Annotated in this window: 21 protein-coding genes; 14 read left to right on the top strand and 7 right to left on the bottom strand. The window is 73.2% G+C overall.

The window, feature by feature from the left end; genetic code table 11:
- Positions 1-30: 30 nt before the first annotated feature.
- The 5 genes from ACGFWI_RS33000 to ACGFWI_RS33020 all read left to right on the top strand — a co-directional run bounded on the left by ACGFWI_RS33000 (position 31) and on the right by ACGFWI_RS33020 (position 4,419).
- The gene (locus ACGFWI_RS33000; protein WP_393909723.1) at positions 31-831 is read left to right on the top strand and encodes a crotonase/enoyl-CoA hydratase family protein; all 801 of its coding nucleotides are present in this window, start codon (positions 31-33) and stop codon (positions 829-831) included.
- A gap of 15 nt (positions 832-846) precedes the next feature.
- On the top strand, positions 847-1,794 hold the full coding sequence (locus tag ACGFWI_RS33005) for a Zn-ribbon domain-containing OB-fold protein (protein ID WP_393909724.1): 948 nt from the start codon (positions 847-849) through the stop codon (positions 1,792-1,794).
- The gene (locus tag ACGFWI_RS33010) at positions 1,794-2,876 is read left to right on the top strand and encodes a thiolase domain-containing protein (protein WP_393909725.1); all 1,083 of its coding nucleotides are present in this window, start codon (positions 1,794-1,796) and stop codon (positions 2,874-2,876) included. The genes ACGFWI_RS33005 and ACGFWI_RS33010 overlap by 1 nt, the downstream gene beginning before the upstream one ends.
- Complete coding sequence (locus ACGFWI_RS33015) at positions 2,876-4,042, top strand: thiolase domain-containing protein (protein ID WP_393909726.1); 1,167 nt, start codon at positions 2,876-2,878, stop codon at positions 4,040-4,042. The genes ACGFWI_RS33010 and ACGFWI_RS33015 overlap by 1 nt, the downstream gene beginning before the upstream one ends.
- Before the next feature lie 137 nt (positions 4,043-4,179).
- A complete protein-coding gene (locus ACGFWI_RS33020) occupies positions 4,180-4,419 on the top strand; it encodes a DUF397 domain-containing protein (protein ID WP_393909727.1) in 240 nt (79 codons plus the stop codon).
- A gap of 173 nt (positions 4,420-4,592) precedes the next feature.
- Here the strand turns inward: ACGFWI_RS33020 and ACGFWI_RS33025 are convergent, their stop codons facing one another.
- The 3 genes from ACGFWI_RS33025 to ACGFWI_RS33035 are packed head-to-tail and all read right to left on the bottom strand — an operon-like array spanning position 4,593 to position 6,753.
- Positions 4,593-5,333 (bottom strand): leucine-rich repeat domain-containing protein, encoded by a 741-nt coding sequence (locus tag ACGFWI_RS33025; RefSeq protein WP_393909728.1) that lies wholly within the window; start codon positions 5,331-5,333, stop codon positions 4,593-4,595.
- A 41-nt stretch (positions 5,334-5,374) separates the two neighbouring features.
- Complete coding sequence (locus ACGFWI_RS33030; RefSeq protein ID WP_393909779.1) at positions 5,375-6,103, bottom strand: maleylpyruvate isomerase family mycothiol-dependent enzyme; 729 nt, start codon at positions 6,101-6,103, stop codon at positions 5,375-5,377.
- Positions 6,100-6,753, bottom strand: coding sequence for a pyridoxal 5'-phosphate synthase (locus ACGFWI_RS33035; RefSeq protein WP_393909729.1), 654 nt, complete (start codon positions 6,751-6,753; stop codon positions 6,100-6,102). The genes ACGFWI_RS33030 and ACGFWI_RS33035 overlap by 4 nt, the downstream gene beginning before the upstream one ends.
- Before the next feature lie 49 nt (positions 6,754-6,802).
- Here ACGFWI_RS33035 and ACGFWI_RS33040 point away from each other — a divergent pair, with 49 nt between their 5' ends.
- The 3 genes from ACGFWI_RS33040 to ACGFWI_RS33050 all read left to right on the top strand — a co-directional run bounded on the left by ACGFWI_RS33040 (position 6,803) and on the right by ACGFWI_RS33050 (position 8,414).
- Positions 6,803-7,411: a CGNR zinc finger domain-containing protein gene (locus ACGFWI_RS33040; RefSeq protein ID WP_393909730.1), complete on the top strand. Its 609-nt coding sequence runs from the start codon at positions 6,803-6,805 to the stop codon at positions 7,409-7,411.
- Positions 7,412-7,420: 9 nt separating this feature from the next.
- On the top strand, positions 7,421-7,816 hold the full coding sequence (locus ACGFWI_RS33045; RefSeq protein ID WP_393909731.1) for an ACT domain-containing protein: 396 nt from the start codon (positions 7,421-7,423) through the stop codon (positions 7,814-7,816).
- A 97-nt stretch (positions 7,817-7,913) separates the two neighbouring features.
- Complete coding sequence (locus ACGFWI_RS33050; protein ID WP_392378172.1) at positions 7,914-8,414, top strand: hypothetical protein; 501 nt, start codon at positions 7,914-7,916, stop codon at positions 8,412-8,414.
- Positions 8,415-8,512: 98 nt separating this feature from the next.
- Here ACGFWI_RS33050 and ACGFWI_RS33055 read toward each other — a convergent pair whose 3' ends face one another.
- Positions 8,513-10,519 carry an N-acetylmuramoyl-L-alanine amidase gene (locus ACGFWI_RS33055; protein ID WP_393909732.1) on the bottom strand — a complete coding sequence of 669 codons (2,007 nt, stop codon included), beginning with the start codon at positions 10,517-10,519 and terminating at the stop codon, positions 8,513-8,515.
- Between the two features lie 379 nt (positions 10,520-10,898).
- Positions 10,899-12,032: an aminoglycoside phosphotransferase family protein gene (locus tag ACGFWI_RS33060; RefSeq protein ID WP_393909733.1), complete on the bottom strand. Its 1,134-nt coding sequence runs from the start codon at positions 12,030-12,032 to the stop codon at positions 10,899-10,901.
- 284 nt (positions 12,033-12,316) lie between these two features.
- Between ACGFWI_RS33060 and ACGFWI_RS33065 the strand changes: the two genes are divergently transcribed.
- Positions 12,317-13,852, top strand: coding sequence for a hypothetical protein (locus tag ACGFWI_RS33065; protein WP_393909734.1), 1,536 nt, complete (start codon positions 12,317-12,319; stop codon positions 13,850-13,852).
- 158 nt (positions 13,853-14,010) lie between these two features.
- On the opposite strand, the gene ACGFWI_RS33070 is transcribed toward ACGFWI_RS33065, so the two are convergent.
- Positions 14,011-15,477, bottom strand: coding sequence for a PP2C family protein-serine/threonine phosphatase (locus tag ACGFWI_RS33070; protein WP_393909735.1), 1,467 nt, complete (start codon positions 15,475-15,477; stop codon positions 14,011-14,013).
- A 312-nt stretch (positions 15,478-15,789) separates the two neighbouring features.
- Here ACGFWI_RS33070 and ACGFWI_RS33075 point away from each other — a divergent pair, with 312 nt between their 5' ends.
- Positions 15,790-17,214: a HEAT repeat domain-containing protein gene (locus ACGFWI_RS33075; protein ID WP_393909736.1), complete on the top strand. Its 1,425-nt coding sequence runs from the start codon at positions 15,790-15,792 to the stop codon at positions 17,212-17,214.
- 195 nt (positions 17,215-17,409) lie between these two features.
- Here the strand turns inward: ACGFWI_RS33075 and ACGFWI_RS33080 are convergent, their stop codons facing one another.
- A complete protein-coding gene (locus tag ACGFWI_RS33080; RefSeq protein ID WP_393909737.1) occupies positions 17,410-17,634 on the bottom strand; it encodes a DNA-binding protein in 225 nt (74 codons plus the stop codon).
- Between the two features lie 212 nt (positions 17,635-17,846).
- On the opposite strand from ACGFWI_RS33080, the gene ACGFWI_RS33085 reads away from it, so the two are divergent.
- Genes ACGFWI_RS33085 through ACGFWI_RS33100 form a run of 4 tightly spaced genes read left to right on the top strand, consistent with a single transcriptional unit; the run spans position 17,847 to position 24,761 of the window.
- Positions 17,847-18,974 (top strand): glycosyltransferase family 4 protein, encoded by a 1,128-nt coding sequence (locus ACGFWI_RS33085; RefSeq protein WP_393909738.1) that lies wholly within the window; start codon positions 17,847-17,849, stop codon positions 18,972-18,974.
- Positions 18,971-20,200, top strand: coding sequence for a glycosyltransferase (locus ACGFWI_RS33090; protein WP_393909739.1), 1,230 nt, complete (start codon positions 18,971-18,973; stop codon positions 20,198-20,200). The genes ACGFWI_RS33085 and ACGFWI_RS33090 overlap by 4 nt, the downstream gene beginning before the upstream one ends.
- 23 nt (positions 20,201-20,223) lie before the next feature.
- Positions 20,224-21,150, top strand: coding sequence for an SGNH/GDSL hydrolase family protein (locus tag ACGFWI_RS33095; protein ID WP_393909780.1), 927 nt, complete (start codon positions 20,224-20,226; stop codon positions 21,148-21,150).
- Entirely contained in the window at positions 21,147-24,761 is a 3,615-nt protein-coding gene (locus ACGFWI_RS33100; protein ID WP_393909740.1) for a hydantoinase B/oxoprolinase family protein, read from the top strand. Before ACGFWI_RS33095 ends, ACGFWI_RS33100 begins: the two co-directional genes overlap by 4 nt.
- The last annotated feature ends 43 nt before the right edge of the window (positions 24,762-24,804 follow it).

The raw sequence follows: 24,804 nt of genomic DNA on the forward strand, positions 1-24,804 counted from the left end.
CTGTTCTACGTCGTGAGACGGGAGGACGGAATGGGCAGCACGGAACATCTGTCGGTGGAGCGCATCGGCGCGACACTGGTGCTCACCCTCAACCGGCCGGAGGCGAAGAACGCGCTCTCGCTGCCGATGCTGGTGGGCCTGTACGACGGCTGGACCGCCGCAGACGAGGACGACGAGATCCGCTCCATCGTCCTCACCGGCGCCGGCGGCACCTTCTGTGCCGGAATGGACCTCAAGGCCCTCGCGGGCGACGGCATGGCCGGCGAGCAGTACCGCCACCGGCTGCGCGACGACCCCGATCTGCACTGGAAGGCGATGCTGCGGCACCACCGCCCCCGCAAACCCGTGATCGCCGCCGTCGAGGGCCACTGTGTCGCGGGCGGGACGGAGATCCTCCAGGGCACCGACATCCGCGTCGCCGGCGAGAGCGCCACCTTCGGGCTCTTCGAGGTCCGGCGCGGACTGTTCCCGATCGGCGGCTCCACCGTCCGTCTCGCCCGCCAGATTCCCCGCACCCACGCCCTGGAGATGCTGCTCACCGGCCGGCCCTACCCCGCGCGCGAGGCCGAACGCATCGGGCTGATCGGCCATGTCGTGCCCGAGGGGACCGCGCTGGAGAAGGCCCTGGAGATCGCCGAGCTGATCAACGCCTGCGGACCGCTGGCCGTCGAAGCCGTCAAGGCGTCCGTCTACGAGACCGCCGAGATGACCGAGACCGACGGGCTGCAGGCCGAACTCGCCCGTGGCTGGCCCCTCTTCGACACCGCCGACGCCAAAGAGGGCTCCCGGGCCTTCGCCGAGAAGCGCCCACCCGTCTACCGGCGCGCCTGACCCAAGGAGCCATGCATGCCAGAGGTCCTCACGGCGCCCCTCGTCGTGGAATTCCCCTTCACCCGCTCGCTCGGGCCCGTCCAGAGCGCCTTTCTGACCGGGCTGCGCGAGCGCACCGTCCTCGGTGTCACGGCGAGCGACGGCCGGGTGGTCGTACCGCCCACCGAATACGACCCGGTCACCGCCGAGGAGATCCGCGAGCTGGTCGAGGTCGGCACCGGCGGCACCGTCACCACCTGGGCTTGGAACCCGGCCCCACGCCGCGGCCAGCCGCTCACCACCCCCTTCGCCTGGGTCCTGGTCCGGCTCGACGGCGCCGACACCGCGCTGCTGCACGCGCTGGACGCCCCCGGCCCCGACGCCGTACGCACCGGTATGCGGGTCCGTGTCCGCTGGGCCGCACAGCGCACCGGCGCGATCACCGACATCGCCTGCTTCGAGCGGGACGACGGCCCGGCCGGTGACGGCCGGCCAGTTGCCCACAGCGGGGAGTTCGCGGACCCGGTCACCGGGATCACCACCCCCGCCCGGCTCGACTACACCTACTCGCCCGGCCGCGCCCAGTCCCGCTACCTCCGGGCGCTCTCCGGCCACCGGACCGTGGGCGAGCGCTGCCCCTCCTGCCGCAAGGTCTATGTCCCGCCCCGCGGCGCCTGCCCCACCTGCGGCGTCGCCACCGACACCCAGGTCGAGGTCGGCCCCCGCGGCACCGTCACCACCTTCTGCATCGTCAACATCAAAGCCCGGAATCTCGACATCGAGGTCCCCTACGTCTACGCCCATATCGCCCTGGACGGCGCCGATCTGGCACTGCATGCCCGCATCGGCGGCATCGCGTACGACCAGGTCCGCATGGGGCTGCGGGTCGAACCCGTCTGGGCCGAGGACGGCCGCTTTCCCGACCACTACCGCCCCACCGGCGAACCCGATGCCGACTACGACAGCTACAAGGAGCTGATCTGATGCGCGACGTCGCCATCGTCGCCTTCGGGCAGAGCGATCACGTCCGCGACAGTGCGGAGACCTCCGAGGTCGAGATGCTGATGCCGGTACTCCACGAGGTGCTGGACCGGACCGGCCTGGCGGCCCGGGACATCGACTTCACCTGCTCCGGCTCGTCCGACTACCTCGCCGGCCGGGCCTTCTCCTTCACCATGGCACTGGACGGCGTCGGCGCCTGGCCGCCGATCTCCGAATCCCATGTCGAGATGGACGGCGCCTGGGCGCTGTACGAGGCCTGGGTGAAGATCCTCACCGGCGAGGCGGAGACCGCACTCGTCTACGCCTACGGCAAGTCCTCGCCCGGCGACGTCCGCGACGTCCTCACCCGCCAGCTCGACCCGTACTACGTCGCCCCGCTGTGGCCCGACTCCGTCGCACTCGCCGCCCTCCAGGCCCAAGCCCTGATCGACGCGGGACTCACCGACGCGCGGGCACTGGCCGGTATCGCCGCCCGCGGCCGCGCGGCCGCCGGCTCCAACCCGCACGCCCAGCTGCGCGGCGAGGTGCCCGCGGGCGAGCTGCTCGTCGCCCCGCTGCGCACCGGCGACTGCCCGCCCATCGGCGACGGCGCGGCCGCCGTCATCCTCGCCGCCGGCGACACCGCCCGCCGGCTGACCGACCGCCCCGCCTGGATCCGCGGCCTCGACCACCGCATCGAGGCACACAGCCTGGGCGTCCGCGACCTCACCGACTCTCCGTCCACCCGGCTCGCCGCCGAGCGCGCCGGCGCCTTCGAGGTCCCGCACGGTCGCCAGGGCACGGGCGGTGCCCCCATGGTGGACACCGCCGAGCTGCACGCCCCCTTCACCTCCCAGGAGGTCGTACTGCGCCGCGCCCTGAAACTCGACGCACCGGACAGCACGGTGTGTATCAACCCGTCCGGCGGCGCGCTGGCCGCCAATCCCGTCATGGCCGCGGGCCTGATCCGCCTCGGCGAGGCGGCCGCCCGCATCCAGCGCGGCGAGTCCGACCGCGCCCTCGCGCACGCCACTTCGGGGCCGTGCCTGCAGCAGAACCTGGTCGCCGTCCTGGAGGGTGAGTGATGAGCAAGGAGCCCGTGGCCGTCATCGGCATCGGCCAGACCAAACACGTCGCCGCCCGCCGCGATGTCTCCCTCGCCGGACTCGTCCGCGAGGCCGCCCGACGCGCCCTCGACGACGCCGGGTTGACCTGGGCGGACATCGACGCCGTGGTGATCGGCAAGGCTCCCGACTTCTTCGAGGGCCTGATGATGCCCGAGCTGTACCTGGCCGACGCTCTGGGCGCCGTCGGCAAACCGATGCTGCGGGTGCACACCGCCGGCTCGGTGGGCGGCTCCACCGCACTGGTCGCCGCCGGCCTGGTCGCCGCCCGCGTCCACCGCACCGTCCTCACCCTCGCCTTCGAGAAGCAGTCCGAGTCCAACGCCATGTGGGGCCTGTCCCTGCCGATCCCTTTCCAGCAGCCCCTGCTGGCCGGCGCCGGCGGCTTCTTCGCCCCGCATGTCCGCGCTTACATGAGGCGCACCGGCGCCCCGGACACCGTCGGCTCCCTCGTCGCCTACAAGGACCGCCGCAACGCCCTCAAGAACCCCTATGCCCACCTCCACGAGAACGACATCACCCTCGAAAAGGTCCAGGCCGCGCCGATGCTCTGGGACCCGATCCGCTACTCCGAGACCTGCCCGTCCTCCGACGGCGCCTGCGCGATGATCCTCACCGACCGCACCGGAGCCGCCCGCGCACCCCACCCGGCGGCCTGGGTGCACGGCGGGGCCATGCGCAGCGAACCCACCCTCTTCGCCGGCAAGGACTTCGTCTCCCCACAGGCCGGCAAGGACTGCGCCACCGATGTCTACCGGCAGGCCGGTATCACCGATCCGCGCCGGCAGATCGACGCGGTGGAGATGTATGTCCCCTTCAGCTGGTACGAGCCGATGTGGCTGGAGAACCTGGGCTTCGCCGAGGAGGGCGAGGGCTGGAAGCTCACCGAGTCGGGCGTCACCGAACTGGAGGGTGATCTCCCGGTCAACCCGTCCGGCGGGGTGCTGTCCACCAATCCCATCGGCGCCTCCGGGATGATCCGCTTCGCGGAGGCCGCCCTCCAAGTACGCGGTCAGGCCGGCGAGCATCAAGTCGACGGCGCCCGCACGGCGTTGGGGCACGCGTACGGCGGCGGCTCCCAGTTCTTCTCGATGTGGCTGGTAGGGGCCGACGCGCCGGTCACCTGACACCCAGGGGGCGGGCGCGCCGAGACGGTGCGCCCCCTTCCCCGACCACCACTCCACCGCTTCGCCACGTCCCCTGTCCGTCCCCGGACACAGTGGTTAGGCTGACCGCGGACGACGAACCGGGAGGAGCGGAACACGTGACCGACAGCATCACCGAGCAGCGGCTCGTGGGCGGGCCGAGGCCGGATCTCGACCTGACGCAGGCCGAGTGGCAGTCGAGCGGCCAGGGCGTGGGCGGCGTGCAGATCGCCTTCGTCGAGGGGTATATCGCGATGCGCAACCGCCACAGCCCGGAGATCCCGGCGTTGATCTTCACGCCCGCCGAGTGGCGCGCCTTCGTCCTCGACGCCCGCGACGGCGAATTCGATCTCACCTAGGCGTGTCCGTCGGATCAGCGCGGGCCCGCGTACCCGCCCGGGTTCCGTCCGGCAGGCCGTGTGAGGCGACTACCGCTCACGACGCATCGGACACGGCGGCGCGGAGCAGCGCCCGGCGCCCGACGCGCCGGTCATGCCGCTGTCCCGCGGTGCACCACGTGGGCCCGGGAGCGTCAGGTGAGCACCACACACCCCCTCCGCCGTAGCGCCAGGACCGGTTCCGCCCCGTCGTCCACGGTGTTCCAGCGCAGGTCCAGCTTCTCCAGCGACGGCAGCCGCACGATCCACGGCGGCAGCACCGCGATCCGGTTGCCGCGCAGGTCGATCCGGCGCAGCAGCGGCAGCGTGCGCAGCGCTTCGGGGACGCCGGGGAGGGCGTTGTCCCGGAGCTCCAGCACCCTCAGTTCGTGCAGCGCCGCAACGCTCTCGGGCAGCTCCGTCAGCGCATTGCCGCCCAGCCACAGCTCACGGAGGTGGCCGAGTCGCCCCAGCGTCTCGGGAAGAGTGGTCAACTCGGCGTTCTGTGCCCGGAGTTCGACGAGTCCGACCATCCGGCCGAGTGCGGCCGGCAGCCGACCGAGCGGATTCTCGCCGACGTTGAGATAGCCGAGCCGGTCCAGGTTGCCGAGCGAGTCCGGCAGGGTGGTGAGCCGGTTGTCGTGCAGATAGAGGAAGCGGGTCAGCCCGGCGAGCTCGCCGATCTCGTCGGGGACCGCGGTCAGCGCGTTGTGGCCGAGGTCGAGGGTATGCAGCGCGCGCAGCCGGCCGAGCGCCGCCGGGACCTCGGTCAGGGTGTTGTCGGCGAGGATCAGCACCTCCCAGTCCTCACGCCGCCACACCTCGGCAGGTACCGAACTGAGGCCCGCCTTCCAGAGGTTGAGGACCGGAGGTGCGGCGGACCCGGGAGGGGGCATGGGGGTGGTGTCCTTCCGGAAGACGGTGCCGGGAGCGCGGGCTACGGCCAGTCCAGCAGCTCGGGCGGTGGAACGGCCCTGCCCGACGCGCGGAAGTCGAGCGGGTGGGTCGGATTGCGGCCGGCCAGCCAGGCCGCGAGGTCGGTGAGCGGACCGCTGACGGTGACCGCCGGCGCGCCGGCACCGCCGTACCGCCGCGAGCGGGCGTCGTCCGTGGCCGTCAGGACGAGGTGCAGATCCTTCGGTGCGCGAGGTGCCAGATGGTCCAGGAGGTGGTGGCACAGCTCCCGGGGCCAGTCCCGCGGCCCGTGCCCGATCCGGGCGTCCGCCGTGTGAATCTCCAACTCCCGCCACCAGCACAGCAATACGGAGCGCAGATCGCCGTTGCGATGCCGCACCGGCCGCGTCCAGTCGGCAGGACCGACCGCCGCCCAGGCCGCGGACGCCTCGGCGAGGGCGGCCCGGACGGCGTGCCCGAGCGCCGCCGCCTCGCGTACCGCACCGGCCTCGATGGCGGCCGCGCGCGCCGGGTGCCCGCCGTCGTACGGCTCGATCAGCTCACCGCGCAGCGCAAAGCGGGCCTGCCGGGCCAGGGCCAGCGCGACGCCCTCGATGTGCGAGAGGACATGGGCGCGGGACCAGCCGGGCAGCTCGCTCGGCTCCCGCACCCCGTCATCGGTCAGGGCGGGCAGCAGGACTCGGAGCCGCTCCTGCCCCGCCTCGATCGCGGCGCGGACCGCCTCGGCCGGAAGTGTCCGCTCCGTCGTCATGGCCACAGGAGCCCCTTCGTCCATGCGTCGCCGGCCCGCTGGTAGGCCAGCCGGGTGTGCTTGCGGTCCTTGTCGCCCTGCCAGAACTCCACCGACTCCGCACGCACCGTGTGCAGCGTCCATCCGGGCGCGACGAGGCCGGGCTCGCGGGCGAGGCGGGCCGCCGACGCCGCTACCGCCGCGTCCCGTTCGGCCAGGCCGCTCAGGGTGCGGCTCTGCCGCCCGAGCAGCGCCTCGGCCCGGGCGCCGGCGCCGCGCGCGAGGAAGTCCGCGGCCGCGCGCTCCGCGCTCTCCTGCACCACCGGTCCGCGGACCCGCACTTGGCGGGCGAGCGGCTGCCAGTAGAAGGTGAGTGCGGCGTACGGGCGGTCCGCCAGCTCGCGCCCCTTGGTGCTGTCGCGGTGCGCGGCGAACCGCCAGCCGTCCGCGTCGATGTCCTTGAGGATCAGGGTGCGGGCCGACGGATTGCCGTCGGCGCCTGCGGTCGAGACCGTCATGGCATGCGGCTCGGGGACCTGCGCCCGTACGGCGCCGAGGAGCCAGGCGGTGAAGAGTTCCACCGGGTCGTCGGGTGTCTCCTGCGGATCGAATGCGGGCAGCTCGCCCGCGAACACCGGGAGACCGCGCAGCAGTTGACGGATGTCAGCCATACCGCCCCTCAGATAGTTAATGGTTGATGACGACGCTACCATTAGCCTCATGACCGCCACACGGCTCGCACTCGAACTCGCCGTCACCCTCCGCCATGACGGGCACGGCGGCGTCGCCGATGATCTGGCCGGTCCGGAAGGGCTCGCGGTGTGGGTGCGCGAGCGGGCCGCGCAGCTGGACTGCCCGGCCGCCCCGGCCATTCCGGACGAGGCGCTGCACACCGCCGTGCGGGAACTGCGCTCCGCCGTCCGGTCGCTGTTCGCCCGTGCCGTCCGGCCGGGACCGCCCAGCTCCGCCGATGCCCACCGGCTGCTCCCGGAAGAAGAGGCGATCCGCCGGCTGAACGCCGCCGCGGCCCTGGTCCCCACGGCACCCCGGCTCAGCTGGGAGCCGGGCGAGCCGCCGGCCGTGCGGCACCACCCGGCCGGCTCCCAGCCGCCCGCCGACCGGATCGTCGCCGCGCTGGCCCGCGCCGCCCTCGTCTTCCTCACCGGCCCCGACCGGCTGCTGCTGCGGGCCTGCCCCGCCCCGCGCTGTGTGCGCTACTTCGTCAAGGACCACGCCCGCCAGGAGTGGTGCACCCCCTCCTGCGGCAACCGGGCCCGGGTCGCTCGCCACCACGAGCGGCGCCGGGAAGGACAGGTCGGTGCCCCGTAGGGTGAGGGCATGACGGGCGAACGTGATCTCCGGGCCCTGCTGAGCGGGATGCGTCCCGAGCGGAACGAGGGCCGCTTTGTCTTCACGAGTGTGCCCGGCGCGGTCCCCGAAGGGCTGACGCCGGTGGTCACCGTCGCCGAGCCCGAAGGCCGCACCCTCGTCGTCCACCAGGACGAGGCCGACCGCGCGGGCCTGGCGTACGACTATGTCGCCGGCTGGATCACCCTGCGGGTGCACTCCGCGCTGGACGCCGTCGGACTGACCGCCGCCGTGGCCACCGCACTCGCCCAGGCCGGCCTCAGCTGCAATGTCGTCGCCGGTTTCCACCACGATCACCTCTTCGTGCCGCACGCCGCGACCGACGAGGCGCTGCGCCGGCTTCGCGCACTGGCCGACCAGGCCTGACGGCCGACACCAAGAGGAGGCGGCGGCTCCGCGCACCGGGCGCCGCTCACGCCGACGTCCGCGCCGCGGGCCCGGCCGGGCCACGTACGATGGCGGCATGTCCTTCCTCCGCCGCCGCAGCGCAGCCACGCCCGCCGGGCCTGACTTCGACGTCCTCGCCATGGACCCCGGGGACTGGCCGGGCAATCTCGGAGCGGGGCTGCTGCCCGCGCCCGACGGGAGCTGCCAGGGCGTCTTCCTCCGCTACGACCTGTTCGGCGGCCGCGGCCCCGCGATGATCATCGGCAATCTGCCCGACGGCTCCCCGGCCCGCGAGCTGGAGGACGACCAGGTGCCCTTCGAGGTGGCACAGCTGCTCGCGGCGCTCGGCAACGACGAGCCGGTGACGGTTGTCGAGAGCGAGGACACCCCCGTGATGCACGAGGACAACCTGCTGATCGTCAAGCGCATCAAGTGCTCCGAGAGCCGGATCTCCTGCGCTCAGTTCGACCGCAGTGACGGTGTGCTGGTCACCATCGCCAGCTGGGACCGGCCCATCACCGACGATCTGTACGCGCTGCTCAAGCCGCTGCCGGCGGAGCTCTTCCAGCAGGGCTGAGCCTCCGCGCAGTACCGGAGCGGACACCGTCGCGCCCGGTGGACGGTACCCCCGTCCACCGGGCGCGACGCGCTCACCCGATCGGTGCGCGCGGGATCCTAGGAACCCGAGTTCCGCACGTCGACGTCGGCCGCCCGCACATAGCCGACCCGGTGCCCGAGCTGGATCTCGTAGTAGACGTCCTCGCCGCGCACGATCGCATGCTTGGAGACATCGAAGGTCGGGGCGTAGAAGTACTCGCCCGCCATCCGGTCCCCGACGGCGTACTTCTGGCCGGCGGCAAGCTTGTACGGCAGTGGGGAGACCGCCTGGTAGGGCACCCCGGCCGGGTAAGCCTCCTTCTCCGGGTACGCGCGGCCGTAGACCGGGATCTCCTCCCGGTCGTCCTTCGGCGTGGCGATCAGCCCCTTGGCCGGTACCGCCGTCGGCGCGTGGTGCGAATTGCGGAACCACGCCTTCTGCCCGAGGTACCAGATCGCCGTCCAGTCACCGGACCGGCCCGCCACCGCGAACCGCTGGCCCGTCGAGGCGCGGGCACCGGTGTCGTTCACCCCGGTCGTCGAGTCGCTGCCGTCCGAGTGCAGCCCGACGTCCTTGACCAGTGGTGCGCTCTTAGTCGGTGCGGTGTGCAGCCGGACCGCCGTGGAGCCGTGTGCCGCGCAGGTGTCGCCGGGCTTCTGGCAGCCCGTGTAGACCGGCTTGTTCCGCTCGTAGCCGGGGCGGATGGTGACCAGCCCGCCGTGCGAGCCCGCGGTCGCCTTGAACGGCTTGCCCAGCAGGGCGAAGTAGTGCGCCCAGTCCCAGTACGGGCCGGGGTCGGTGTGCATACCGGGGATCGTGGCCGTGGTCGTGCCGGGCACATTGTCGTGGCCCAGGATGTGCTGCCGGTCGAGCGGTACGTCGTACTTGCGGCTCAGATACTTCACCAGCCGTGCCGAGGTGCGGTACATCGCCTCCGTGTACCAGGCGTCCGGCGAGGCGAGGAAGCCCTCGTGCTCGATGCCGACGGAGTGCGAGTTGATGTACCAGTTGCCCGCGTGCCAGCCGACATCCTTGGTCGGCACATGCTGGGCGATCAGACCGTCCGAGGAACGGATGGTGTAGTGCCAGGACACATAGGTCGGGTCCTTGATGAGCTTGAGCGTCGTCTCCCAGGACCCCTCGGTGTCATGGATGACGATGGTGCTGACCCGCTGGTCCTTGGGCCGGTCCGCCTTGTCGTGGTTGCCGTAGTCACCGTCGCCGAACTCCTCGTACGGCGCCGGGACCGACTCGCAGGCGACGTTCCACGGACACTCCAGCGCGCGGTCGGCCTGCGGCGCCGATGCCTTCGTGGCCGGCTTGCCGAGACGTTTCTGCTGCGCGGCGTCGGGGGTCAGCTCCGGCGTGGCGGCCAGCGTGACCCGCGCCCCCGCGTCCGTCGTACGTGTCTGGCCGTGGCGCATCACGTCGTAGACCTCGTCCGCGAAGGCCCGGCCGCCGCGCATGTTGTCCTGGCCGCCGTAGCGCGCCACCGCTTCGTACCACTGCGCCGGGTCACCGCCCGCGGTATGCCCCAACTTGCGCTGCTCCGCGGCGAGCAGCGCCGCCCCGCCGAGCACATTGGCCGCGGGGTCGGTGCGCAGCCTCTCGGCCGGGAGGCCGGTAAGCGTGGCGGCCGTCGTCAACGTCCGCAGCCGGGCGGGGAGTTGGGCGGGCAGCGCGGCCCGCTTCGTCGCCTTGGCCGGCACCTGCTTGGCGGGCCGCGCGCCGTCGCCGCGGGCGTCCGCGTCGTCCTCGCTGAACTCCGGGGCCCGGGTCAGGGCCGTACGGGCGTCGGTCAGATGCATCGGACCGTAGCCCCCGGAGACGCTGGGCGCGCCGCCGTGGGTGTCCCAGCGGGACTCCAGATACGAGACGCCGAGCAGCACACTGCGCGGCACATGGAAGCGGGCGGCGGCATCGGTGAAGGCCCGCTGCAGATCGTCCGCCCGGGGCTGGCCGGCATGTGCGGACGGCGCTCCCGAGAGCGGCAGCAGCAGCACCGCCGCCGCGACGGCGGTGGCGGATCTGCGCAGGGCGGGGCGGTGGAATCTCTTGTCGTCTTCCGGGGCGGATCCTCGCAAAGCAACCTCCTCGAGCCGGCCCGAGCCGGGGCGGTGTGACGGTGGGTGCGCAAACGGCCGCACGGGCGGGACCCGAGACTAGAGCCCCCGTCGGCTTAGAGCTATACGTTTGCCGAGGGTCCGTCAACCACCGTGCCGGATCGGGATTCCGCATGTCAGGGCATCTCCCAAGGAGCCTTCCCGGACGGGTGCCCGGCCTGCGGGGCGTCAGTGGAATGGACCAATGACCGGACGCGGGAGCGGGCCGCACCGACGGACGGCCGGAGGAGAAGAGCGAAGGCCGGACCGGCGCACATGGGTGAGCGGCGCACCCCGTACCCGGGCGCGCCGCTCACAGTCCCCCCTTGCGGTGCCGGCGATATCCGGCACCCATCGGCGGTCAGCGGGTGCCGACCGCCGCCCGTACCGCACGACGTGCCATCTGGCAGTCGTCGTGCAGCCGGCGGAGGAGCAGCCGCTGCTCCTCGCCCGCCGCGGGGACGCCGGGTTGTCCCGGACCCGGTGTCCCCGTCGGCGTGGGTTCGCGCATGGTCCGTTGGACCGCGGTCTCATAACGTCGGATCTCGCGGGTGAGGACCAGCATCAGATTCACCAGGAAGGCGTCCCGCGAGGCCGGTCCCGCGTTCTGGGCGAGCTGGCTGATGTGCCGGCGGGCCACCGGCGCGTCGCCAAGCACCGACCACAGGGTCGCCAGGTCGTAGCCCGGCAGATACCAGCCCGCGCTGTCCCAGTCCAGCAGGACCGGGCCCGCGGGGGAGAGCAGCACGTTGTTCAGCAGTGCATCACCGTGGCAGAACTGGCCCTGGGTGTGCGACAGACCGTGCATCAGCTTCTGCAGATCGCCGAGGTCCCGGTCGGTGAGCAGCCCCAGGTCGTGGTAGCGGCCGATCCGGCCCGCATAGTCCAGCGGGGCGTCGAACAGCCCGGCCGGCGGACGCCAGAGATTGATCCGGCAGATCGCGCTGAGCGCGGCCCGTACGTCCGCACGGGGCGGCGCCTCGGACGGGTGCCGGGTCAGCGCCGCGACCCGGCCGGGCATCCGCTCCACGACCAGCGTGCAGTTGTCGGGATCGGCAGCCACCAGACGCGGCACCCGTACCGGCGGACGATGCCGGACGAATGCGCGGTATGCGCTTATTTCCTGCCGGAACCTGTCCGCCCATGCGGGGGACTGGTCCAGTAAACACTTCGCCACCGCCGTCATACGGCCCGTCGTGCCGACGAGGAGGACGGACCTGCTGCTGCGGCGCAGAACCTGTACCGGGTTGAACTCCGGACAGATGCGGTGCACCGAGGCGACGGCGGCGCGCAACTGGGCGCCCTGGGGGCCGGACAGGTCGAGTCTCCCGCTGAGCGGTTGGGAGCCCGTTCCCTGCATCCGCCGGGTACGGCCGCCGGCGAGACCGGTGACCGCTCCGGCGGAAGGGGCGGGGTCGAGATACGGCCCGCTTCCGGAGGCGTGCGGGCGGTACGGCCGGGTGGGGGCGGTCACGGCGGACGATGCTGCATACATGGGTGAAACAGATCCCTTCGTGCGCCGGCGAGTTGCGTGCGCTCCCGGCCCGGTGGTGGGAACCCGTGAACGGGCCCCGTGCAGGAGGCCGATCCAGGGTCCCTGTGAAGGGCGCGCACCCTGGGGAATGCGGTCCCGCCACCAGGCCGGGGGCGGCATGTCTACAGAACACTCGGCTGCGGGTGGCAGACCATCTGGCGCACCCTGGCGAACCCTGGCGAATGCCCACAGCCCATGTCAGCGGCCGTTACTGTCAACTCAGTCGAGGAACCTGGGGGCTTGACGTGGACAGGCAGCCGAACACCCGTCTCGCGGACCTTTTCGGTCTGGCCGGCTGGTCCAAAGGAGAGCTGGCGAGACTGGTCAACCGGCACGCGGCGGCCATGGGGCATCCGCAGCTGGCGACCGACACCTCGCGAGTGCGGCGCTGGATCGACATGGGGGAGACTCCGCGCGATCCGGTGCCCAAGGTTCTGGCTTCCCTGTTCACCGAGCGCCTCGGCCGTGTCGTAACCATCGAGGACCTCGGGTTCGCAAGAACCGGCCGCTCGGGGAAGCGGCAGGCCATGGACGGTCTGCCGTGGGCTCCCGAACGGACCGCTGCGGTCCTCACGGAATTCACGGGAATGGACCTCATGCTCAACCGACGCGGCTTGGTGGGTGCGGGCGCTGCGCTCGCCGCGGGCTCCGCACTCACCGGCGCCATGTACGACTGGCTGCACACCGACCCGGCCCCGGCCGGCGCCCCACGCCACGACACCATGTTCGCCTCCGACTCCTTCGACGAACTCGACCAGATCGGCCTCGACCGCTACGAGGCGGCCCCCGTGGGGTCGCAGGAGATCGACGCGCTGGAGCGCTCGGTCGAGGTGTTCCGCGCTTGGGACGCGGCCCGCGGGGGCGGGCTGCAGCGCAAGGCCGTGGTGGGCCAGCTCAACGAAGTGGGCGGCATGCTCGCCTACCGCCACCCCGATCATCTGCAGCGCAGGCTGTGGGGGGTGGCCGCCAATCTGGCGGTGCTGGCCGGCTGGATGTCCCATGACGTGGGCCTGGAGCCCACCGCCCAGAAGTACTTCATCATCGCCGCCCATGCGGCGCGCGAGGGCGGCGACCGACCGCGCGCGGGCGAGGCACTCTCCCGTGCCGCCCGCCAGATGGTGCATCTGGGCCGCCCCGACGATGCGCTGGATCTGATGAAGCTGGCCAAGTCCGGCTCCGGCGAGGAAACCCTGCCGCGCACCCGCGCCATGCTGCACACCATCGAGGCCTGGGCGCAGGCGTCCAAGGGCCACGGCCAGGCAATGCGCCGCACCTTGGGCGAGGCGGAGGACCTCTTCGTCTCGGACAAGGGCGATGTGCCGCCGCCCAGCTGGATGCAGATGTTCGACGAGGCGGATCTGCACGGCATGCAGGCGCTGGCGTTCCGTACCCTCGCCGATCACGATCCGTCAGCCGCCAGGATCGCCCAGCATCACGCCAAGCGGGCGCTGAAGTTGCGGGAGAACGGCCGCCAGCGGTCGCAGATCTTCGACTACATCTCGATGGCATCGGCCTGCTTCATCGGAAACGACCCCGAACAGGCCGACCGCTACGCCCGGTTGGCGCTGGTGTCCATCGGGGAGAACTCCTCGCACCGCACCTGGGACCGGCTCCGCGAAATGTTCCGGCTCACGGGGCAGTATGCGAGCTACGCCAAGATCCAGGACCTGCGCGAGGAGATCCAGCATGTCCTGCCGAAGGCGAAGCCCAAGGCCAAGGCCAAGGCCTCGGGTCTCGGCCCCGGCATCGGATCGGGACTCGGGCAGAACTTCTCGGCCTGAGGCGGGGAGATCCGGGGAGCGTGACGGTGCGTCACTCCTAGGGGCGGCGTCCTGCGCGGCTCCGCTGCCTCACCCGTCAACCGACGGTGTGCCCGCTGACTCCTTCGGGGCGGCCGGCTCGGGATGCGCCGGTCCGCCCTCGGCTGCCGCGGCGTGTGTCAGTCGCCCACCCTGGCGACCAGTACACAGGCGTCGTCCTCGCGCTCGGCGCTGCCGAACTCCTCGACGACGATGCGGACGCTGTCCTGCGCACTGCGGGCCGCGGCGAACCGCGGTGCCAGGGCGAGGAGCCGCTCGGTGCCCTCGTGGGGGGCGTGCGCGCGAGGCGTACGGCGGGGGACGAGCCCATCGGTGTGCAGGACGAGCAGGTCACCGGGCTCCAGTTGCTCGGTGTGCTGGGTGTAGGCCGCACCCGAGGTCGCCCCGAGCAGGACTCCCTGGGGCGGGTCCAGCGCGCGCCCCGTGCCGCCGCGGAACAGCAGCGGTGCGGGGTGCCCGGCCTGGGCCCACTCCAGGGTCCGTGCAGCGGGGTCGAACCGGCCACACACCGCGCTGCCCAGCGCCGGTTGGGCGGCGGTGTCCAGCAGTTGGTTGAGGAGGCACATCAGGGGTCCCGGCCGGTGTCCGGCGACCGCCATACCGCGCAGCGCGCCGAGCACCATCGCCATCCCGGACGTGGCGGTGGCGCCGTGCCCGGTGAGATCGCCGACGCTCAACAGCGTGGTCCCGTCCGGGAGTTGCAGTGCGTCGAACCAGCCGCCGCCGATCAGGGCGCGAGTGCCGGACGGCAGATAGCGCCCGGCGAGGTCGAGGGCGACCGGGCCGCCTTGCGGGAACCGCAGGGAGCCGCGCCACGGGGGGAGCACGGCTTCCTGCAGCTCGACCGCAAGCCGGTGCTCGGTCTGCGCGATATGCCGCTCACGGTGCAGCGAGTCACGGGTCTCGCGTACCGCCTGCTGGCTCCGGCGCAGCTCGCTGACGTCCCGCAGCACGGCCCACATGCAGGCGGTACTGCCATCGGCGTCGAGCACCGGCTCGCCCACCATGTGCACCGTGCGCAGACTTGCGTCCGGGCGCACGATGCGGAATTCGCCGTCGATCGGGCGGCCGTCCACCAGGCAGTCGGTGACCATCGTGGCCAGCCCCTCCTGGTCGTCGGGGTGGACCAGGGACGGCAGTTCGTCGAGGGTGAGCGGGCCGTCGGACGGTGCCCTGCCGAACATCGCGAACAGCTCGTCGGACCAGCTGACCTCGTCGGTGAGCAGATTCCACTCGGCGCTGCCCACCCGGCGCAGCAGCGAGCCGCGCTCGTGGGCGGCGGGCTCCGGCGGAGCCGGCGGCAGTTCGGCCTCCGGCGCCTGCTCGTCCTCACTGTCGGTGGGCAGGCCCTCTCTCAGCTGGTCGAGATGCCCGCCGAGGTCATCGAGGTGATGCACGGCGAGATCGCACAGCGCCCGCTGCCAGCGCAGCTGCGGGTCGGCGGTGAGGCCGGTGTCCACCGCGGACTCCCTGCGCACCGCATCGAGGTCACCGCGCAGGCGGCGGGCCTGCGTGATGAGGGACTCGACCGTGTCGCGCTCGGGGGGCCGGTCGGCTGGGTGATCCGCGAAGAGAGGGGACGGCATGACGTACTCCGTGATCAGGCGGCGCCGGGCTGAAGGGCCGGTAACGACTGTTGCACAGGCGGCGACCGTCCGTAAGGGATTTGGCACTACCCGATACGGTGGTGCATCTGGCATATGCCCCCGGCTATCCGGGGCAATCCCGGGGCGAATCGGCGGAATGACAGGTTCCAAGCTAGGCTTCGGCCGCCGTACAGCAGGCGCTTCCCCCCGATCCATGGTGGGAACGAGGCTTACGGCCCGCGGTCACCGGCAAGAATGCCGGTCAGCGGAAATCCCGTTGCCAGCCTGTCCCCCGCACCGGATGCTGACCTCATGTTCGATCCAGACATAGCGCCCAGTGGCACCCTGCTCGGCCTCCTGCAGCGAGGCCGCGGCGACGGGACCCTGCATGCCCTCGCGGCGCCGCGGGCCGAGGCGCTCGCGGCACTCAACGACAGTGTGCTGCGCGATCCCCGCCGCGACTGGCAGGTCGAGAACCGCTCGCTCTACTACGCGCGCCTCTACATGCAGCTCGACGGCGGACTCGAGGAGATCGAACGCCACCTCTTCCACCCCGACGACCTCGTCGACACCGGCGAGGAGCGCACCGGCCTCGCCCTCGCGGTCCTCGGCCACCTCGCCGCCTACGGCAGGGACGCCGCCCGTCTGCTGCTGCGCAGCTACGCCGCGAACGGCGGCAACTGGCGCTGGGCCCTGGACGAGCTTGCGCTGCGTGACGACGACGCCGGGCTGATGACCCTCGCCCCCGCCGTCCTCGCCCGCTTCCCGGAGACCGAGGAGGGCGAGGCCGAGCTGGCCGTCGCCGTCCGCGACGCCTTCGAGCCCCGGCCCTGGCGCCTGTGGGCCGAGGACCCCCGGTACGGCACGCGACTGTCCGCCGCCGGGGAACAGGGCTCCTTCGACCGCTGGCAGCGACAGCTGCGGCCCCGCGGTCCGCGCCCCGGCTGGAGCGTGACCGAGGTGCTTCAGTGGGCCGAGCAGGGCCTGGAGCAGGCGGCCGAGGAGCACCGGCACATCGCCGCCGCCCGCTGCCTGGCCGCCGTCGCCGGCCCCGAGGACCGCCCCGAGCTGCTGCGCGCCGCGCGCAGCGCACCGGACGCGGCCCGCGCCGCCGTACTGCACCACCTCGCCGAGCGCGGCGATCCGGACGCCCTCGATCTGATCGAGGACGCGGTCATCGACCCCTTCTCCTCCGAGCAGCTCGCCGCCGCCGCGCTCGCCGCCTTCGCACGTATGCGCAGTGTGGCGGCCGTCGCGCGGGCCAGGGTCTGGGCGCCGCGCGCGGACCGGCTGGGCGCGTCCGCCGCCGGCATGCTGGCCCGCCGCGGCGGGCGGCGGGACGCCGAACCGGTGCTGGCCGCGCTGCGCCGGACCGTCCGCGAGGAGGGGCCGGACGCGGACGGCCTGTGGGAGCTGGTCGACGGCACCGGACGCCTCGGCGTCGGCTGCGCCGCCCCCGTCCTGCGGCACATCTATCGCGAGACGTCCTCCTCCCACCTCCGCGGCCGGGCCGCCGGTGCGCTCGCCGCCACCGACCCCGGTTTCGCGGCCGGCTTCGCCGTCGAGTGCCTGTGGGACTGCGAGGAGACCACCCGGGAACTGGCCGCCCGGCACGCCGCCACCGGCGACGACCGGGTCGTCGAGCAGCTGCGCCGGCTCGCCGCCGATCCGGCCGAGGAGGCCGAGGTACAGACGGCCGTGCGCAGCAGGTTCGGGCCGGACGCCTCGGCGGTGTGAGGCCGGGACGCGGTCAGGGCCGCCGGTTCACGGGGGCGCCCTGAGGGGCTTCCGCTGTCCGGCGGGTCGGCGCCCGATGCCCCGGACCGGCCCGATGCCTCGGACCGGCCCGACACCCCGGACCGGCCCGATGCCCCGGACCGCCCGACGCTCCTGCCAGGCCCGACGCCCCGGTCTCGCCCCGGCCGCTCCGTCTCATTCCCCGGCGAACGACATTCCCTGAGCCGCCAGCGCATCCCGCAGAATGCCCAGCGCCTTGGGCCCCATCCCGTGCAGCTGCCGCAGTTCGGCCTCGCTGACCGCCGTCAACTGTGACAGCCGCAGATAACCCTCCCGCTCCAGAGCCCGGCGCGCCGGGGCGCCGATCCGCGGCGGGATGCCGTCCGACGGTTCACCGGTCTCCGCGTCGCCAGCCGTCACAGGGCTCTCCTCGTCATCCGCTCCGGTGCGGCGCCGCCTGCCGGTCCGGCGCCCGGTCCGCTCCCAAGCCTGGCACCGGGGTGGCCCGGCCGCCCGGACACGCCGTGTGCGGGGGCGCCATCCGTCGTACGCAGGGGAACGCTCATGGGACGTTCTCCGGCTGGAAAGATCCCCTTGGCCCCCTCCACGCACGGCGCGCCGAGAACAGCGGTATGCGTGTCGTCCTCGTCACCGAATCCTTCCCGCCCGATGTCAACGGCGTCTCCCACTGCGCCCTGGAAACCGCCCGGCACCTCGTCCGGCGCGGCCACGATCCCCTCGTTGTCGCACCGCTCGGAGGCGCGTCGCCGGCCGCCGGTACGCACGAGAGTCCCTGCCCCGTCGTCCGGGTGCCCTCGATGCCGCTGCCCGGCTATCCGCAGGTGCGGATCGCGCTCCCCGGGCGCCGGCTGTCCGCGGCGCTCGACGGGCACCGCCCCGATCTGGTCCACCTCGCCAGCCCGTTTGTGCTCGGCGCCCGGGGGATGGCGGCCGCCGCCCGCCGCCAGGTGCCCGCGATCGCCGTCTACCAGACCGATCTGGGCCGCTACGCCCGCACCTACCTCGGCGGTGGTGCGGCCACGGCCTGGCGGCGCATCCGGGCGGTGCACGCCGCCGCCGACCGCACCCTGGCGCCCTCCAGCGCGGCGCTGCTGGATCTGACCGAGCACGGGGTGCCACGGGTCCATCTGTGGCCGCGCGGCGTCGACTCCGAACGGTTCCATCCCGGGCGGCGCGACGCGGTGCTGCGCAGCTCGTTGACCGCGGGGCGGGAGCTACTGGTGGGATACGTGGGACGGCTCGCACCGGAGAAGGACGTCCGGCTGCTGGCCGAGACCTCGCGGCTGCCGGGCGTACGCACCGTCGTCATCGGCGACGGCCCCAGCGCCGCCGGACTGCGCAGCGCACTGCCCGGGGTCCGCTTCCTCGGCCGCCGTACGGGTGACGAACTCGCCCGGCTCTACGCCTCGTTGGACGTCTTCGTCCATACCGGGCCGTATGAGACCTTCTGCCAGACCGTGCAGGAGGCGATGGCCTCCGGTGTGCCGGTGGTCGCGCCGCGGGCGGGCGGTCCGCTCGACCTGGTCGACCACGGCCGTACGGGGCTGCTGGTGACACCGGGCGACGGCGGCGCGTTCGGGGACGCGGTGCGCCTGCTCGCGGGCAGCGCCGAGCTGCGCGCCCGGTACGGCGCCGCGGCCCGCAGGGCCGTCGCGGACCGTACGTGGGAGGCGGTCGGCGACCAGCTCCTGGGCCACTACGAGGCCGTGCTCAGCGACCGGACGGCGGTGGCGGCATGAACGCGCGACGCGCCCCCGGGGCGGGGCTGCGGATCGTCCGGATCGCCAACTTCGTCACTCCGGCCTCCGGCGGACTGCGCACCGCGCTGCGCGCACTCGGCGCGGGCTACCGGGCCGCCGGGCACGAGCCGGTGCTCATCGTGCCCGGACCGCCAGGGGCGGACGGGACGGCCGGCCTGCGCGACGAAGTCACCGCGCAGGGGCGGGTGATCACCTTGCCGGGGCCGGAGCTGCCGGGCAGCGGCGGCTACCGCATGCTGACCGACCGCGCCCGGCTCCAACGGCTGCTGCACTCGCTGGCCCCCGACCGGCTGGAGGTCTCCGACCGGACGACGCTGCGCTGGACGGGGGAGTGGGCGCGCCGGGCACGGATCCCCGCGGTGATGGTCTCGCACGAGAGCGTGGACGGGGTGCTGCGCACCTGGGGTGTGCCCCGGCCGCTGGCCCGCGCCGCCGCCGACCGGCTCAACCGCCGTACGGCGCACGCCTACAGCCGGGTCGTGTGCACCACCGAATGGGCGGCGGCGGAGTTCACCCGGGCCGGTGTGCGCAATGTGGTGCGCGCTCCGCTCGGTGTCGACCTCGCCGTCTGGCATCCGGACTGCCACAGCGCGGCGCTGCGGCGGCGCTGGGCGGGCCGGGCGGAGGTTCTGCTGCTGCTCTGCTCCCGGCTGTCGCAGGAGAAGCGGCCGGGGCGGGCGCTGGACGCGCTGGCGGAGCTGCGGCGGCGCGGGGTCGACGCGACGCTGGTGGTGGCCGGTGACGGGCCGCTGCGGGCACGCCTGGAGGCCCGGGCGCGGACCGAGCGGCTGCCCGTGGCGTTCCTCGGGCATCTCGCGGACCGGTCCCGGCTCGTCGCGCTGCAGGCCGCTGCCGATGTCGCGCTGGCGCCCGGCCCGGCCGAGACGTTCGGGCTGGCCGCCCTGGAGGCGCTCGCCTGCGGCACGCCGGTCGTCGCCAGTGCGGCGTCGGCGCTGGCGGGGCTGGTCGGCAGCGGGGGTGATACGGCGCTCGACGACGGGCCCTCGTTCGCCGATGCGGTCCAGCGGGTCCTGGCCCGGCCCGAGCCCGCCCGGCGCGCCGCGGCCCGCCGCCGTGCCGAGGGCTACGGCTGGCAGCCCGCCGTCGAGGCCTTCCTGGCGGCGCACGACGCGTCCGCACCGCTCGGCAGGCCGGTCGCCGCCCCGTTCTCGCCGTCCCCGGCCGGCCCGCGGGGCGGGTGGTGACGGTGCGTGCCGAGGGGGCGGTGATACCGGGGCGGACTGCGGGCGGCGGCCGCTGCCCGGCCCGCTTTGTCGCGCTCGGCGATTCGCTGACCGAGGGGCTCGGTGACCCCGTACCGGGCGGCGGCTGGCGCGGCTGGGCGGCCCTGCTCGCCGGGGCGCTGGGCGAGCGGCCGGGCGGCGTGGAGCTGGTCAACCTGGCACGGAGCGGGGCGCTGGCGGCGGAGCTGGCCGAGCGGCAGCTGCCCGCGGCGCGCGAGCTCGGGCCGCGCTTCGCCTCTTTGGTCATCGGGGCGAACGACACCCTGCGCGCGGCCTTCACCATCGAGCGGGTCGCGGCCGCGCTGGACCGGGCGCACGGCGCACTGAGCGCCGACGGGGCCGTGGTGCTGACGGCATGTCTGCCCGATCCGGGCCGGATGCTGGGGCTGCCCGCGCCGCTGGCCCGTCCGCTGGCCCGCCGGATGCGCGCCGTGAACACCGTCGTCCATGCGGTGTCCGCGCGGTACCAGGGCGTTCATCTGCACCTCGCCGAGCACCCCTGGGTCGCCGAACGCGCCTCCTGGAGCGTGGACCGGCTGCACCCCAGCGAGCGCGGCCACCGGCTGCTGGCCCGGGGCTTCCACACGACGCTGGCCGCCGCCGGCCTGCCCGTCGGACCGCCGCCCGCGCTCACCCTCGACGGCCCGCCGCCGACCCGTGCCGGATCCGCCCGGTGGATGGCGACCCGCGGCACCCGCTGGGTCGCCGACCGGTGCACGGATCTGCTGCCCGGCCTGCTCGGCCTGGCGCTCCAGGAGTGCCGCCACGGACTGGTGGGTTCCGGACGGTTGCTGGACGCCGCGGCCGACCACGCCACGCGGGCCGCGCTCGCCGCCCTGACCGAGCCGGACGGCGCCCTGGCGAGGAAAGCCGCCGCGACGGTGAAGGGCGCTGCGACAATGGCAGGATGACCGGACGCTGGGAGTTCTGGATCGACCGCGGTGGCACATTCACGGACGTCGTCGGCCGGAGACCGGACGGACGGCTGGTCACCGGCAAGCTGCTCTCGCACCGCCCGGAGCGCTATCGGGACGCCGCGGTGGCCGGCATCCGGATGATGCTGGGGCTGGGCCCGGACGAACCGGTGCCCGCCGAGCGGGTCTCCGTCGTCAAGATGGGCACCACCGTCGCCACCAACGCCCTGTTGGAGCGCAAGGGCGAGCCGACCGTCCTGCTGACCACCGCAGGGTTCCGGGACGCGCTGCGCATCGCCTACCAGAACCGGCCGCGGATCTTCGACCGGCGGATCGTGCTGCCCGAGGCGCTCTACGACCGGGTGATCGAGGTACCGGAGCGGATCGGCGCCCGCGGCGAACTCGTCCGGCCGCTGGACGTCGACGAGGTCCGCCGGGCGCTGATCCGGGCCCGCGCGGACGGCCTGCGCAGCGCCGCCGTCGTCCTGCTGCACGGCTACCGCCACGCCGACCACGAACGGGCCGTCGCCGAGCTCGCCAGGCAGGCCGGGTTCTCCCAGGTCAGCTGCTCGTACGAGGTCAGCCCCCTGATGAAGCTGGTGCCGCGCGGCGACACCACCGTCGTCGACGCCTATCTCTCCCCGATCCTGGGCCGGTACGTCGACGAGATCGCGGCCCAGCTCCCCGGTATCCGGCTGATGTTCATGCAGTCCAACGGCGGACTGCGGCAGGCCGCACACTTCCGCGGCAAGGACGCGGTGCTGTCCGGTCCCGCGGGTGGCGTCGTCGGCATGGTCCGTACGGCCGCCGAGGCGGGCGGCGGCCACGACCGGGTGATCGGCTTCGACATGGGCGGCACCTCCACCGATGTGTCGCACTACGCCGGTGAGTTCGAGCGGGTCTTCGGCAACGAGGTCGCGGGCGTACGGATGCGCGCCCCCATGATGAACATCCACACCGTCGCGGCCGGCGGCGGTTCCGTACTGCACTTCGACGGCCGCCGCTACCGGGTCGGCCCCGACTCGGCCGGCGCGGACCCGGGACCGGCCTGCTACCGGCGCGGCGGACCGCTCACCGTCACCGACGCCAATGTGATGCTCGGCCGCATCCAGCCCGCCCACTTCCCGGCGGTGTTCGGGCCGGACGGCGACCGGCCGCTGGATGCCGAGGTGGTCCGCACCCGCTTCGCGGAGCTGGCCGCGCGGACCGCCGCCGAGACCGGGGACGACCGCGGCCCCGAGGAGGTCGCGGCCGGCTTCCTCGACATCGCGGTGCTGAACATGGCCCATGCCGTCAAGAAGATCTCCGTCCAGCGCGGTCACGACATCACCCGCTACGCCCTCACCAGCTTCGGCGGCGCCGGCGGCCAGCACGCCTGCGCGGTCGCCGACGCGCTGGGCATCAACACCGTGCTCGTCCCGCCGCTGGCCGGGGTGCTCTCCGCGTACGGCATTGGCGTCGCCGACGCCACCGCGATGCGCGAGCAGGCCGTCGAGGCGGAGTTCACCGACCCCGCGGCCCTCGGCCGGCTGCGCGAGGTGTGCGACGGCCTCGCCGGACAGACCCGGCGCGAACTCCTCGACGACGGGGTGCCGGACGCGTCGGTCACCACCCGCGCCCGGGTACTGATCCGCTACGCCGGGACCGACTCCACCATCGGCGTCCCGCTGGCCGACGCCGACACCATGACCGCGGAATTCGTCCGGGCACACCGCGAGCGCTACGCCTTCACCATGGACAAACCGCTGGTGGCCGAGGCGGTGTCGGTCGAGGCGCTGGGCGCGGCCGGCGGCGCGGGCGGCTACGAGCCGCAGTCCGGCGGCAGAGAAGGGGAGCTGGCGCCTGCCGCCACGGTACGGATGTATGCCGGAGGCGGCTGGCAGGACACCGGCCTCTACCGCCGTACGGACCTGCGCCCCGGCGACACCCTCACCGGCCCGGCCGTCATCGCCGAGGAGGACGCGACCACGGTCCTCGACCCGGACTGGCAGGCGGCCATGGGTGAGGGCGGGCACCTCCTGCTGACCCGGGCCCGGCCGCGCACCGACCGGGTCGCGGTCGGCACCGAGGCCGACCCGGTGATGCTGGAGGTCTTCAACAGCCTCTTCATGGCCATCGCCGAGCAGATGGGCCTCCGGCTGGAGAACACCGCACACTCCGTCAACATCAAGGAGCGCCTCGACTTCTCCTGTGCCCTCTTCGACGCCGACGGCAATCTGATCGCCAACGCCCCGCACATTCCCGTGCACCTTGGCTCGATGGGGGAGTCCATCAAGGAGGTGCTACGGCGCCGTAGCGGCGAGATGCGGCCGGGCGATGTGTATGCGATCAACGACCCGTACCACGGGGGAACCCACCTCCCCGACGTCACCGTCGTCACCCCCGTCTTCGACACCGACGGGAGCGAGCTGCTGTTTCTGGTGGCCTCCCGCGGCCACCACGCCGAGATCGGCGGCATCACCCCGGGCTCGATGCCCGCCTTCAGCAGCACCATCCAGGAGGAGGGCATCCTCTTCGACAACTGGCTGCTGGTGCGCGACGGCGAGCTGCGCGAGCGCGCGACCCGCGAACTGCTCGCCGCCGGGCCCTACCCGTCCCGCGCACCGGACGCCAACCTCGCCGATCTGCGCGCCCAGATCGCCGCCAACGAGAAGGGAATCCAGGAACTCCGGCGGATGACCGAGCAGTTCGGGATGGACGTCGTCCAGGCCTATATGGGGCACGTCCAGGACAACGCCGAGGAATCGGTGCGGCGGATCATCGCGCGGCTATCGGACGGCAGTTGCCGCTACGAGACCGACAGCGGGGCGGAGATCAGGGTCGCGCTGACCGTCGACCGCGCCGCCCGCAGCGCCGTACTGGACTTCGCCGGCACCTCGCCCCAGCAACCCGGCAACGCCAATGCGCCCAGCTCGGTGGTGATGGCGGCCGTCCTGTACGTCTTCCGCACCCTGGTCGCCGACGACATCCCGCTCAACAGCGGCTGTCTCAAGCCCGTGGAGGTCCGCATCCCGGAGGGCTCGATGCTCGCCCCCGTCTTTCCGGCCGCCACCGTCGCGGGCAATGTGGAGACCTCCCAGGCGGTCACCGGTGCGCTCTACGCCGCGCTCGGTGTCCAGGCCGAGGGCTCGGGCACGATGAACAACCTCACCTTCGGAAACGACCGGGTGCAGTATTACGAGACCGTCGCCAGCGGCTCGGGCGCCGGCGACGGCTTCGACGGCGCGGACGCCGTGCAGACCCATATGACCAACTCCCGGCTGACCGACCCCGAAGTGCTGGAGTGGCGCTACCCCGTCCGCGTCGACAGCTTCGCGATCCGCTCCGGCAGCGGCGGCACGGGGCGCTGGCACGGCGGCTGCGGCGTCGAGCGCCGGCTGCGCTTCCTGGAGCCGATGACCGTCGCCCTGCTGACCAACCACCGCAGAATCGCGCCGTACGGCATGGCGGGCGGCGCCCCGGGTGCGCTGGGCGCCAACTCCGTCGAGCGGGCGGACGGTTCGTGTGAGGAGCTGGCGGGCTGCGACACGGCGGACGTCGGCGTGGACGATGTGCTGGTGCTGCGTACACCGGGCGGCGGCGGATACGGGGCGGCGGACGCGGGCTGACGGACCGGCCGCGCGGGCCTGGGCATCCTCCCCGCGCGGCGCC

This window comes from Streptomyces sp. NPDC048434 (assembly GCF_043200375.1).
Classification (GTDB): Bacteria; Actinomycetota; Actinomycetes; order Streptomycetales; family Streptomycetaceae; genus Streptomyces.

Bases quoted from the DNA above. Each gene is read 5' to 3' on its own strand.
- ACGFWI_RS33090 (WP_393909739.1), top strand. From the start codon at position 18,971: ATGAACGCGCGACGCGCCCCCGGGGCGGGGCTGCGGATCGTCCGGATC.
- ACGFWI_RS33075 (WP_393909736.1), top strand. From the start codon at position 15,790: ATGTTCGATCCAGACATAGCGCCCAGTGGCACCCTGCTCGGCCTCCTG.
- ACGFWI_RS33015 (WP_393909726.1), top strand. From the start codon at position 2,876: ATGAGCAAGGAGCCCGTGGCCGTCATCGGCATCGGCCAGACCAAACAC.
- ACGFWI_RS33010 (WP_393909725.1), top strand. From the start codon at position 1,794: ATGCGCGACGTCGCCATCGTCGCCTTCGGGCAGAGCGATCACGTCCGC.
- ACGFWI_RS33060 (WP_393909733.1), bottom strand. From the start codon at position 12,032: ATGTATGCAGCATCGTCCGCCGTGACCGCCCCCACCCGGCCGTACCGC.
- ACGFWI_RS33040 (WP_393909730.1), top strand. From the start codon at position 6,803: ATGACCGCCACACGGCTCGCACTCGAACTCGCCGTCACCCTCCGCCAT.
- ACGFWI_RS33005 (WP_393909724.1), top strand. From the start codon at position 847: ATGCCAGAGGTCCTCACGGCGCCCCTCGTCGTGGAATTCCCCTTCACC.
- ACGFWI_RS33050 (WP_392378172.1), top strand. From the start codon at position 7,914: ATGTCCTTCCTCCGCCGCCGCAGCGCAGCCACGCCCGCCGGGCCTGAC.
- ACGFWI_RS33030 (WP_393909779.1), bottom strand. From the start codon at position 6,103: ATGACGACGGAGCGGACACTTCCGGCCGAGGCGGTCCGCGCCGCGATC.
- ACGFWI_RS33045 (WP_393909731.1), top strand. From the start codon at position 7,421: ATGACGGGCGAACGTGATCTCCGGGCCCTGCTGAGCGGGATGCGTCCC.
- ACGFWI_RS33000 (WP_393909723.1), top strand. From the start codon at position 31: ATGGGCAGCACGGAACATCTGTCGGTGGAGCGCATCGGCGCGACACTG.
- ACGFWI_RS33035 (WP_393909729.1), bottom strand. From the start codon at position 6,753: ATGGCTGACATCCGTCAACTGCTGCGCGGTCTCCCGGTGTTCGCGGGC.
- ACGFWI_RS33100 (WP_393909740.1), top strand. From the start codon at position 21,147: ATGACCGGACGCTGGGAGTTCTGGATCGACCGCGGTGGCACATTCACG.
- ACGFWI_RS33085 (WP_393909738.1), top strand. From the start codon at position 17,847: ATGCGTGTCGTCCTCGTCACCGAATCCTTCCCGCCCGATGTCAACGGC.
- ACGFWI_RS33070 (WP_393909735.1), bottom strand. From the start codon at position 15,477: ATGCCGTCCCCTCTCTTCGCGGATCACCCAGCCGACCGGCCCCCCGAG.
- ACGFWI_RS33025 (WP_393909728.1), bottom strand. From the start codon at position 5,333: ATGCCCCCTCCCGGGTCCGCCGCACCTCCGGTCCTCAACCTCTGGAAG.